This is a genomic window from Shewanella sp. AC34-MNA-CIBAN-0136, assembly GCF_040309945.1.
GTDB lineage: Bacteria > Pseudomonadota > Gammaproteobacteria > Enterobacterales > Shewanellaceae > Shewanella.
Genome location: NZ_JBEOPJ010000033.1, coordinates 1 through 12,044, shown reverse-complemented (window position 1 = coordinate 12,044; position 12,044 = coordinate 1). Strand labels below are relative to the sequence as shown.

Below are 12,044 nucleotides of genomic sequence, written 5' to 3'. Positions count from 1 at the left end.
CGGTGATTAGCGCAGCCCGGTAGCGCATCTCGTTTGGGACGAGAGGGTCAGAGGTTCGAATCCTCTATCACCGACCACATTTAACAAAAAGGCTACTCAAATGAGTGGCCTTTTTGTTTTTCTTGATTGGTCATTACATTCGTACTATTGCCTTATTAAGTGAATAATGCCAATCGCATTATCTATCTGCATCCTCTATCCACATTATTGATTCACACTATCTATTTGCATTAACGGCGTTAATAGGAACTACATGCTATGTTTAATGACGTTTGTATGTTTTTTGCTAACCATACGTTATAGCCCTTCTGTTATAGCTGGAGGATTGATACCGTTTATTACTGCTGCGACTATAGGTATAAATAACCTGATGTGTACGGCATCGATGTGCCATGATTGAAGTGGGAGGAGACCATCACATCAGGTTAAATAGGCTTTACGCTGATATTCAGGTTGTCAGAGTCGTGCCATGGTATGGCTAAATCTTATCGAGCAAGCTTGGTCGTAAATTAATTGCAGTAGACTGGTATCGTTCTTAAATATGAACGAGTTCACCAGAACAGCTGTATAGCGCTAGCATTGTGTTATAGCTGTTGGGTTAACCCACTAATACCCTAGTGAGTTTATCGCCTGTAAGTAGCTCTACAGAGATAAAAAAACCACTCAGAGGAGTGGTTAGTATTAGTAGATCAACTCTTTGATATCACTTAGAGCTTCACATTGACCGGCGGTACAATAAAGCCTTGATAAGCATCGACTCTGAGTTCAGTAAATCGTGTTAATTGGTTTGCTTCTTGGATGCCTGTGACAATCACTTGAATATCTAATCCTTTAGCGACATTCACTAAAGCACGACATAATTCGCTGTTGTGTTGATTCTCTTCAATATAAGCAAATGACTGGTCTAGTTTGACATAATTTGGACGTAGACTTTGTAAGTAAGCCATTGAACCGAATTGGCGACCAAAATGATCGATACCAAACTGAGCTCCTGAATCTCGAATGACTTTACAGAGATTTTCACAAGATTCTAAATCGCTATATACACTTGCTTCTGGGATTTCAAAGCAAATCCGTTCGGTGTATTTATTGGATCGTAGGAATTGTTTTAGCCAAAGATGAAAATCAGCATCGCTTATACTTTGATAAGTAAGATTGATGGCGACGCGTTCATAATTGCGTTCGAGTAAACGATGTTCATTGACTGTTTCTATTAAACAACGATCGAACATTGTGCCTAATGAGAGTAATTCTATATAGGGAACAAACTGACCAGCATGGAGGATGGTGTCGCCTATTTGCAGTTGGCAATATAGTTCGCGCTGACAAATTTCATCTTTGGCACATAGCTGAATCGACTGCCAACGGAATTGGAATTTTTTGTTCTTTATGGCATGACTTAAATTATTGCGCCACTCTTCACGGGTAAACAGCTGCTTTTGGGTGTTCTCAAACCAATGGAACACTTTGTCGTCTTTAATGGACTGTTGGAGTGCGTTATCTGCTTGAGCCAACATGTCTGATACTGTCATTTGTCCTAGACGTTCAGCAACACCAATATAAAACTGTTCATTTGGTTTACAGCCAGCTTTAGATATTTCTTTATTAACAGTACGTATTAGGCTTTGCAAATACTTAGCCAGCTGGTCATGTTCACAGTCCTCAACAAGGAAGGCAAATTCATATGCTGCAATGCGGGCTATAACAGAAGAAGAAATTTGATCTTGGTGGTGTTGTAGTTTCTCAGCCAGAATGCGAATGGTCTCATCGCGAACTTGGAAACCGTATTTGCTATGTACTTCTTCTAGCCAATCCATTTTGACTAAGTAAAGTGCTCCGGTACTGGGTTCGCTTAACCAACCATTAACTCTACTGACCATATATTGTCTATTTGGCAGCCCTGAGACTTGATCGATAAGATTTTTCTTTCTTAATGCTGAGACTTCTTCGTCAAGAGAATTAAATACTTGTTTTAATTGGGCTGACATACTGTTAAATGCATTGACGAGCTCTTTTAACTCCCTTGTTTTTGGCGTTGGCATATCTGGGCCAAATTGCTGTGCTGCTATTTGTTTAGCGTGTAAAGAAAGGGTGTTTAAGGGTTTTAAAATCCAGCTTAATCCCACTCGCGCAAATATAATGGCGATGAGAAATAAGATTGAAAATAGAATAATAATGTCGGAAATAATCCGCCATAACTCCTGATAGCCAAATCCTGGGTGAGCTGTAATTTCTAGTGTGGCAAGTTGTAACCAACCAGAGGTAATCGTGGTTTGTTTTTTAATGGTTTTAAACAGGTTAAGATCGATAAACCATTGAGGGATATTATCGACTTTAACAGAGTTGTTCCACACTTGTTGCTTACCATCAACCAACCACGTTAGTTTGATTTGTTGATAATAGCCGCCCTCAAAAATGACATTGACTAATGTTTCAGCTCCGGCATCATCACCGGCTTCTAAAACAGGGGTCAGCATTAATCCTAATGAATTACTGGCATTGTTGAGATCAGATTCCATTTGTTTGGATAAGAATCCTTGGGTTTCTGAAAATTGTACATAGGCTACGCTTGCAATTGTTAACAAGAACAGCCCGAAAAGTAACGCATAGATCTGCCTGAACAGGGTCATGTTGTCACTACTCCATGTTGAGTTTGGGTTGGCGTAAGCGGTCTACACCTAATCTAAGTTTAAGGTCAGTCCATTTTTCAAGGCGTGATGATGAGCCAGCTAACACACCTCGACCTTTTTCTTTGTTTAGCCATAATTGTTTACCGTTAAAACTGTAAACAGGCAGGAGATCTTTTCGTTTCGTTGCCAATTTTATGGTTTTATCCAAATTGTCGAGCACTAACGGAATCGAACTAGGCTTTTCATAGTATGCTAACACCATATGATATTGATTCAGCGATGTTGCTTTTACCATGGTGATTCGGAGTTTATCTTCAGGAATACCCAGTTGAAGAAGCGTGAAATACTTTGCGATTGAGAAGTCTTCGCAATCCCCTCCGTTAGCCCCGATAAACTCCATTGGCGATGCCCAATAATTGGATTCACCCCATAGCGTTTGATCATCAATGAATCGAAATAAATTAAAAAATTGATTCACTTTTTCTAATTTATCAATATCAGCAAGTTGTTGTGAATCACTGACGATTTTGAACCAAGCATTTGCTCGTAATCCTGCGCGATCGCCATAACGTTTCGACAATGCTGAAACGGTTTGCTGCTGATTCAATTCTTGAGTTGGTGCAGCATATAAACATGAAACTAAAAGGGCCGATGCCATAATAAAAAAATGACAGACCCTTTTATGCAACGCTGTAGTTACTTTGCTGTCTTCACGACTCAAAGAATCAATGCCTTGTATGTCCGTTAGTCATTTTGCTCATCGACAGTGTAAATATTCCATCTCATTTCTGGAATGGTGTCATCGGCTGTGACTTCAGCTATCACACGACGATTACGCTCTTCTGCTTCTGGCGTGCCACTGTTATCAATTGGGTTATCAAAACTATACCCTGTAGCGTTAAGACGGCTTGGATCGATACCAAAGGTGTTTTCTAACACTTCGATAACCGCTTTTGCACGTTTTTGAGATAACGCTAAATTAAGTTCATAGCTTCCACGTTTACTGGTATGGCCTTCTATTTTTACCTTAGTGGTAGGGTAGGTTTTCATGATATTAGCGACGCGTTCAATTTGGTTATAATACTGCTGTTCGATAACCACTGAATTATTACTAAATAGTATTTTTAAGTCTTGGCGTTCATTGATATCTTTGATGCTACCACAACCATAGTTGTCGACAGCAGCACCAATGATGGTGCCAGCACAACGTTCTCGGGCCATTATCACACCATCACGATCACTGTCGGCAAGATCAAAATTTTGTGGTGTAGAAGCATTAGACTCGACAATATCGTTGATCGAACAACCTGTTGTTGTAATCAATGCGAGTAAAATCATCAAATATTTCATTATTTAACACCTCCCTCATATTCACGCTCACCACGCCATTCTCCCGGGCGTGTTACTCGAAGTGAGTCAAGTAGATCGCCTGTCGCATTCAATACTCGGTAACGAGCAGCAATTTCGTCATACTCGGTTTGCAAGTAATCCTTACGAGCTTCAAATAGTTCATTTTCGGTATCGAGTAAATCGAGCAGAGTTCGTTGGCCCAAGTTAAATTGTTGCACATAAGCCACTTGAGTCTGTTTTGACGCCACAACATGTTCACGGATGAACTGTTTTTGTGGGGCTAACATTTCATAAGCATTCCAAGCTAACGAAACACCCTCAACAACTTGGCGATAAGCGCGTTGTTGGATTTCTTTTGCTTCGTTGACTTTATAGGCTGTTTCTCTGTCTTTTGAGACGTCTTTACCACCGGAGAAAAGGTTATATTTAACCCGAACCATAGCAACTAAATCATTGTTATAGCCGTTAACATTTTGGCTGCTAATTGCGCTGTAGCCATCTTCGCCATCAGTATCATTATTCCAGTTACCATTAAGTTCTAGGCTTAATTGTGGGAAATAGCTGGCTTTGGCTGAGCTACGTTCTTTTTTAGCGGCGTTAATATCGCTTTCGGCTGATTTTAATACTGGGTGTTTTGATTTTGCTGCCATGAGCCCTTTATCTAAGCTTTTTGGTAGCATATCGGCATCAGGCACTGGCAGAATTAGGTCATCGGGTTTTGCTTCAACAATTCTGATATAGGCTGCACGAGCATCTTCTAAATTGTTTTTAGCCGAAATTACATTGGCGTTTGCACGGGCAAGACGACCGGTGATTTGCGATAAATCTGCTATCGATCCTAAACCTGAATCTGTGCGTTGTTTTATTTGATCGTAAATGTCTTTATGACTCGCGAGATTTTTCTCGGAGAGTAATAATACTTGCTCGCTACGGATGTAGTCCAAATAGACCTTTGCAACATCCAATGCCATATCTTCAGCAGCAGCAAATAATGCCCACTGATCCGCGCTAGCTTCATACGAATAACGATCGACTTCGCTACTGGTATAGAAACCATCAAACAGCATTTGTTTGATACTAAAACCGGCTTCGCCACGTTCTAAATCAATCATACCGTCATTATCAACATCACCTTGGCCTACTTTACGACGAGTTGAAGGGCTATCGGTTTGCTCCCAGCCATAGCCCGCAGAAAGATCTACGGTTGGCATATAGCCTGCTACGGCTTGATTAACTTGCTCTTCACGCGCTTTAAAGCGATTAAAAGCAATGCGTAAATCTGGGTTTGTGTCTAGCGTATGTGCAACAGCTTGCTCAAGAGTCTGGCTTGAGGCTGTTGGCGCTATCAACATTGATAAAGCAAGAGCAACAGCACTTAGCTTTATTTGTTGATTTATAATAGTTGTCATAAAAAACCCTCCCGGTTCTTCTTAGCGCTCTCTAAGGGCGGTATCTTTCGCTCTTAAAATTGGATTTAAAATGTACTCAAGTATGGATTTTTTTCCCGTGATGACATCTACTGAAGTGAGCATCCCTGGAATTATTGGCATCTCTGTGCCATCGTCTTTCATTAAACTGGACTCTTGTGTTCGCACTTTTACAATATAGAAACTATTGCCTTCTTCATCCTGTGACGTATCGGCGCTAATGTGTTCAACGGTTCCTTTTAGCCCGCCATAACGGGTAAAGTCATATGCGGTGACTTTTACGATAGCGGGTAATCCCGGATGTAAAAAAGCAATATCTTTAGGAGTGATTTTGGTTTCTATCAGCAGTTTATCTTCTGATGGAACAATTTCCATAATCTCTTCACCTGGCTGTACAACGCCACCTAAGGTATTAAAGTTAATTTTTTTAATGGTGCCTATAACAGGCGAGGCAATGACGGCTTTACTGACCTTATCAAATGCGCCTTTTTGTGCCTGATTCATACGTGATAATTTGGTTTGCATTTCATTGAGCTGTGCACGTAAATCAGTGGCATAAACAAATACAGCTTCTCGGCGCTTTAAAATGGCTTCATCCATAGACGCTTTCACTTTTGGACGTAAAAGCCTAACCGATTGTAATTCACCTTGAATATCATTCACTGTGCGCTCAAGTTTGAGCAGTTCAACTTCCGGAACAATGCCTTTTCGAGCAAGTGGTCGAGTCAATTCAAGCTCGCGAGATACTAATTGATAACTCGTCGTAAGGGTACTAATTCTAGAGGCCAACTCTTCTATTTCTTGCTGACGTTGTTGGATCTGACGTACAAGAATTTCTAATTGGTTGCTTAAATTATCCAACCGAATTGAATATTCTTCTTGTTGACGCCCAACCAGTTCTGGCTCTTCGTCAATAATGGTCTGCGGGAATACCAAATTTTGCTTGGTTATTTTGACCTGTTGGCGCCAGTCTGAGGACATATCTGAAATAATAATACTGTCTAATTCGGTACGCATGCGAATAATATTAGTTTGTAATCCGAACACTTCTTGTTCTTGTTGGTCAAAATCGGAGCGGAATCGGGTGTCATCAATCCGGGCTAAAGGTTGTCCTTTAGTGACCATACTCCCTTCTTGGACATAGATTTCCTGCAAAATTCCGCCATCTAGACTTTGGATAATTTGAATCTGTGACGACGGAATAACTTTACCCGTTCCTGATGTCACCTGATCTAATTCTGAGAAGTAAGCCCAAATAAAAAAACACACCATCATTGCGGACAGTGACCATATGATAAGACGATGTCCTGACGGGGCGTCAGTCATCATGGCACCATAAACGTCATCAACCATTTCTAAGTCGGCTACGGTAAGATGCTTACTCATGAGTTTTGGGCTCCAGCAATTGTCCCTGCATTAAGTTTCGCAAGGACTTCATCTTTAGGACCATCAGCCACTACATGTCCACGTTCTAACACAATAATGCGATCGACTAGATTTAATAAATGCATTTTATGGGTAATGAGTAATAATGTTCTGTCGCGACTAACCAATTGCATTGAGCGAATAAACTGTTTTTCTGCTCTAGCATCCAGGCTTGCTGTTGGTTCATCCATTAATAATATCGAGGGATCATTCAATGTTGCTCTGGCTAAAGCGACGGTTTGTCGTTGGCCACGACTGAGTGACAAGCCTCCTTCACCAACTTGTTGATCTAATCCTTCAGACTCTAAGTTAGTAAACATACTTACACCAGAAAGCTGGATAGCTCTTATTAATTGATGTTCAGTCACTTGCCTAGAACCGAATAAAATATTGTCGCGAATAGTCCCATGAAACAAGGTGACGTCTTGAGGTAAATAGCCAAAGTTACGTCTTAGGTCGCTAGGGTGAATCTGTCCTGCATCTAATCCATCATAGCGCAGGCTGCCTTGAGTTGGTTTGTACAATCCGAGTAGTAATTTGGCTAGGGTGCTTTTACCCGAGCCGTTACGACCGATAATGGCGATGCGCTCACCAGGATTAATGTGTATTGATAAAGGGTGTAGGCTTGGTTTTTCGGAGCCAGGGAAGCTAAAACTGATATTATCCGCTTCAATTTTTCCCATAAATCGTTCTTTACTGGCTAGGTTTCCTTTGTCTTCAAACTCATCTTCTTGTTCCATTATTGCGTCTAATTGGCGCAGTGAACTGATGGTATGATTACCTCGGGTAATTAACCCTGCTAATTGAGCCATCGGAGATATAGCTCTGCTAGATAGCATGACCGCGGCAATGATCCCACCCATGGAAATTTCGTTTTCTGCTAGTCGATACACACCTAATATCACGACTAATACCACGGTTAATTGCACCATAAAATTAGCTATATGGCTGACATAATTAGACAGTTTTTTGGTTTTGAGCTGCCAATTGGCTGTATGGCCAATCATTTGTTGCCAGCTTTTTTGTACTAACCCTTCTGCACCATTGGCTTTAATTGACTCTAACGCGGTTAAACTTTCAATTAAATGGCCATGCTTTAAACTGGCAAAGCGGTTACTTTCTTCAATTGCTTGCTTCAGTTTAGGTTGTAGATAAAAGGTGACTGCGATAATGATCAAGCTGCCAATAACCGGAATAATAGCTAAATCGCCAGCAACAATATAAATGATGATCACGAACAGTAATGCAAACGGTAGATCAACCAACGCAGTAATCGTTGCAGAGGTCAAAAACTCCCGAATACTGTCAAACTCACCTAATTGCCTTGCCATTCCTCCTACGCTTGGTGAACGCTTAGATAGTGGAATACCAATGGCTTTTGCAAATAGTTTTGAAGAAACAATAATGTCGACTTTTTTACCCGCTATATCAATTAAATAGCTGCGTAATTGGCGCATTATAAAGTCGAATATATAAGCAATACTTGCCCCAATGGCTAAAACCCATAGTGATTCAAATGCGAGATTGGGTACCACTTTGTCATAGACATTCATAATAAATAGTGGTGAAACCAAGGCAAAAAGGTTGACCAATACTGAGGCTATTAGAGCATCTCGGTAAATAGGAGCAGAGTCTTTAATACTTTGCAGTAGCCAATGTGTTTTGCTGTCATGCAGGTGAACATCAAAACTTTTGTCACCACGGTAATCTTGTTTAACTAAAAATAAGTAACCTACATATAAGGTTTCTAAACCTTCAATCGTCAGAGTATCTTCGCCGCCCGTTTCAGGTAATTGTATAACGGCTTTGTCTTGCTCTAGATCGATCTCTCTTAGAATACAGGCCTTTTTATCTTTCAGTAATAAGATACAAGGTAATAATATTTCAGAGATTTGATTCAAATCTTTACGTGATAATTTAGCTGATAGCCCAGCCCTTGCCGCGGCTTGAGGAATTAAATCGGGCGTAATGACTGCACCAGACAAAGGAAGACCTGCCGCAAGGGAATCTATTGAGCAAGGGCTTCCAAAATGTTCAGTTAATAAAACCAAACAATCGAGTAACGGATCGACCGTTACCCGCTGGGAAGCAGAGATCGTCCACTGCTCACTTTTGTTAGACGCAGTTATAGGCACCTAATCATTATCCTTAATGTGTATTGTTAGAATAATCAAATATGCGCCACATAATACTATGTGACGCAGTCAATTTGTTGTTATTAAGGAATAATATTTCCATTATGTTGATCAAATAGATCAGCATGACTGGTTCCTGGCGATGGAGCAGGGTTGACGGTTGCAGTATCTACAATGAGTGCACCATCATTAAGTAAACCATTAATGATCACTCCGTCTGTGGTGCTACCGTATTCTTGCGACAGGTCTACACCATCTAGAACAATAACTTGGTCAATACTACCATTATGGTCGGCATCGATAGAAATTGTCGTGCTGCCATTACTGAACGAGAAATCTAAGTAGTTATCTAAATCGCCGTTCTGTTCATTCTGCAATAAATCACTGATATGAAGGGAGTCATTATTGACTTCGAAGTCTTTAATCGTATCGGTACCAGTATCGCCCTTAGACCATACAAAGGTATCGTTACCCAAGCCACCAATCAGAGTGTCATTACCTAGGCCGCCAATAAGAACGTCATTACCTTCACCACCATAGATAACATCGTTGCCACCTTGGCCAAACAGAATATCGTCACCAATACCGCCATCAAGAATGTCGTTACCATCATTTTGGTTGTTGATATTAAACTCATTTACATGGTCACGAATGTAATCATGCACTGCTCTTACATCAACATCACCAACGTTTTGGCCCGTTTTATCTGCAACATAGGTTTGTAAAGCGACATACCCTTGCTCTGATGAACCGCTAAATCGAACTAAGTCACCAAAGATAATGTCGTTACCTTGATTACCAATTGTATTATCATCACCTTGAGATTGTAATGTCTCAGATCCTGTGATGATGCTTGATAAATCAGATACATCAATCGACGCACGAACATTGCCGTCTGTATCGTATAGCTTCAAGTTGGCTTCATTAACCGTAGTGCTACCGTTAGCGCTTGCTAAGCTGATTGCTTCAACTTCCGAAACTGCAGCGAGTAAGTTAAATGCATGTAGCGCCTGTGCGGTTGTATTTGTTCCATTGTCTGTAAAGCTTTTAACACTATTATCAGTGTTAAAGCTTAATTGGCCAATTTTAGCGCCTGTGTATGGTGAATACACTGCACCGCTAGCATTGACAACGACTTGACCATCTATGCTGATGACTTGGCCTTTAGAATAGTTATTAGAGGTCAACAAACTACTTAAGGTTTGATAGCTACTGGTCGTAACATCATAACTCATTAATACTGTTGAAGTATTAGTATCAATTGTTTGCGCATTTGGTGAACCATCAGTAATGAAGTAAGAAATATTATTTCCAACATTATTTAACACTGTGCTGCTAGTAAACCAATTTATTGCAGACTCAAAACCAGCTTCATAGTTAGTAGAACCACTCGCGCTCATTTTTGCTAATTCAGTAAGCAGTGTTTGGACCGCATTTGAGTCGTCCATATTTACTGAAACAGAGTAATTTGAGCCTGATGCAAAGTTAGTCAGTAACACATTTACAATACCGCTATGAGAGCTTGTTGCGCTATTTGCTAGAGACTCAAATACCGCTTCCAATTGCGTTTTAGCTTCAGCAATAACACCGGACATACTGCCTGAAGTATCAAAAATAAAGGCTATATTGTAATTTTCTCCAGCAACAATCTGTAAACCTTGTTGATCACTGACAATAATATCGTTATTTACGGTTCCTTTAATCACATCATTGCCAGGATTACCAGTGTACTTCTCATAAACAGTGCCTGAATCAGACTCTCCAACAATGTTAATCGTCACTGTCGCTGTGTCGGTCGCGCCATATTGATCTGTTACTGTATAAGTAAAGGTATCCGTTGCAAGTTGCCCAGCAGTCAGTGCTTCAAATGAATCGTTTGTGTCATAAGAATAAGTACCATCACTGTGAATAGTTAGCAGTGCGCCGCTTGGTAATATAACTACCTGACCATCTGTAACTATTGAACCATTTACACCTGTTAGAGCAAATGTATGCCCTTGGGCATCTATAGCAAAGTAATTAGGGTCATTAGAGTCATTGTTAAGTAGACCTTGATTTGCGTTAGAAATGGTCAATACACCATCTTCCGACACTAAGTAGGTTCCCATAATAGCAGGACCAGATGCGGCAACATTTGTCAGGAAATAATCAGATGAGTCAGTTAATGCTGCACCACCATTTGCTTCACTAATGGTTTTAGTTGCTTCAAATACCAGTTGGTCGAAGACAATATTACCGGTATCAATACTGAAAGTACCTGCGTCACCTGAAGTCGTCTTAAACGTTTCACTTGCAACTAATTGACCATTGTAATAAGCCTTCCAAACACCTTGTTCACCATTATTTTCATTAGAGAACATGTTTGAAACACTAAATGTCGCCTTATTAACTAAACCATTAAAGTCAATCACAATTGATTCAGATGTCGCGGTAGCTGAATCATATTCGATTTGTCCGGCAATTTGGTCTGAAGTTCGTGGTGAGCCTGCGACACCGAGTTTGTTAGTACCAGATTCAATGTTAACTACACCCATTGAGCCATCAGCTGTACGAGCTGATATTTTCATTAAGCTCTGGCCGTTTGATTGAGGAATTGTCCAAGCGTTAGTTGCACCTGAAGTCACACTAAATGATGTACCAGGAAGGTCATCATTAGCATTAACATTGTTAAGATCAAAAGTAACAATTGCGGTATCAGTTAAACTGCCATCACTTGTTTTAACCGTTAAATTAATTTGGCTGCCATTGTCGTAGTCAATTTTAGTTGTGTCATTAACTGAAATTACGCCAGTTTGAGCATTAATGATAAATGCACCATCTTCACTTATTAGACTATTTGATCCATTAGCAAGCACAAAAGAATAAGACAACGTGTCACCGTCTATATCAGTATCATTTCCGGTATTCGCTTCGTTAACGTTATATACATTAGTGCCATTTGCAATGGAGTCATTGATAGTGGAGGTGTAATCGTCAATGACTGGGGCCTCATTGACATCGAGCTCAGTGAGGGTGACGTTAATGTTGGTGGTGTTGACGCCATCAGAGGCGCCGACCACTAAATTGTGCACGTTAGC

General features: G+C 40.5%; 7 protein-coding genes and 1 tRNA gene. 1 reads left to right on the top strand and 7 read right to left on the bottom strand.

Annotated features, from left to right (window positions below; all coding sequences use genetic code 11):
- Window positions 1-77 (top strand) — tRNA-Pro (locus tag AAEY94_RS20395).
- 630 nt (window positions 78-707) lie between these two features.
- Here the strand turns inward: AAEY94_RS20395 and AAEY94_RS20390 are convergent.
- The 7 genes from AAEY94_RS20390 to AAEY94_RS20360 form a co-directional block, all read right to left on the bottom strand.
- On the bottom strand, window positions 708-2,630 hold the full coding sequence (locus AAEY94_RS20390; protein ID WP_101087239.1) for a bifunctional diguanylate cyclase/phosphodiesterase: 1,923 nt from the start codon (window positions 2,628-2,630) through the stop codon (window positions 708-710).
- 7 nt (window positions 2,631-2,637) lie between these two features.
- A complete protein-coding gene (locus tag AAEY94_RS20385) occupies window positions 2,638-3,288 on the bottom strand; it encodes a transglutaminase-like cysteine peptidase (protein WP_162024258.1) in 651 nt (216 codons plus the stop codon).
- Window positions 3,289-3,374: 86 nt separating this feature from the next.
- Window positions 3,375-3,980, bottom strand: a complete 606-nt coding sequence (locus tag AAEY94_RS20380; RefSeq protein WP_162022189.1) for an OmpA family protein — start codon at window positions 3,978-3,980, stop codon at window positions 3,375-3,377.
- A complete protein-coding gene (locus AAEY94_RS20375) occupies window positions 3,980-5,389 on the bottom strand; it encodes a TolC family outer membrane protein (RefSeq protein ID WP_162022190.1) in 1,410 nt (469 codons plus the stop codon). Before AAEY94_RS20375 ends, AAEY94_RS20380 begins: the two co-directional genes overlap by 1 nt.
- A gap of 21 nt (window positions 5,390-5,410) precedes the next feature.
- Window positions 5,411-6,793: an HlyD family type I secretion periplasmic adaptor subunit gene (locus AAEY94_RS20370; RefSeq protein ID WP_350979878.1), complete on the bottom strand. Its 1,383-nt coding sequence runs from the start codon at window positions 6,791-6,793 to the stop codon at window positions 5,411-5,413.
- Entirely contained in the window at window positions 6,790-8,967 is a 2,178-nt protein-coding gene (locus tag AAEY94_RS20365) for a type I secretion system permease/ATPase (RefSeq protein ID WP_162022191.1), read from the bottom strand. Before AAEY94_RS20365 ends, AAEY94_RS20370 begins: the two co-directional genes overlap by 4 nt.
- Window positions 8,968-9,050: 83 nt before the next feature.
- The coding region (locus tag AAEY94_RS20360; RefSeq protein ID WP_350979876.1) for a type I secretion C-terminal target domain-containing protein at window positions 9,051-12,044 on the bottom strand (2,994 nt) is incomplete at its 5' end.

Bases quoted from the DNA above. Each gene is read 5' to 3' on its own strand.
- AAEY94_RS20390 (WP_101087239.1), bottom strand. From the start codon at position 2,630: ATGACCCTGTTCAGGCAGATCTATGCGTTACTTTTCGGGCTGTTCTTG.
- AAEY94_RS20385 (WP_162024258.1), bottom strand. From the start codon at position 3,288: ATGGCATCGGCCCTTTTAGTTTCATGTTTATATGCTGCACCAACTCAA.
- AAEY94_RS20380 (WP_162022189.1), bottom strand. From the start codon at position 3,980: ATGAAATATTTGATGATTTTACTCGCATTGATTACAACAACAGGTTGT.
- AAEY94_RS20375 (WP_162022190.1), bottom strand. From the start codon at position 5,389: ATGACAACTATTATAAATCAACAAATAAAGCTAAGTGCTGTTGCTCTT.
- AAEY94_RS20370 (WP_350979878.1), bottom strand. From the start codon at position 6,793: ATGAGTAAGCATCTTACCGTAGCCGACTTAGAAATGGTTGATGACGTT.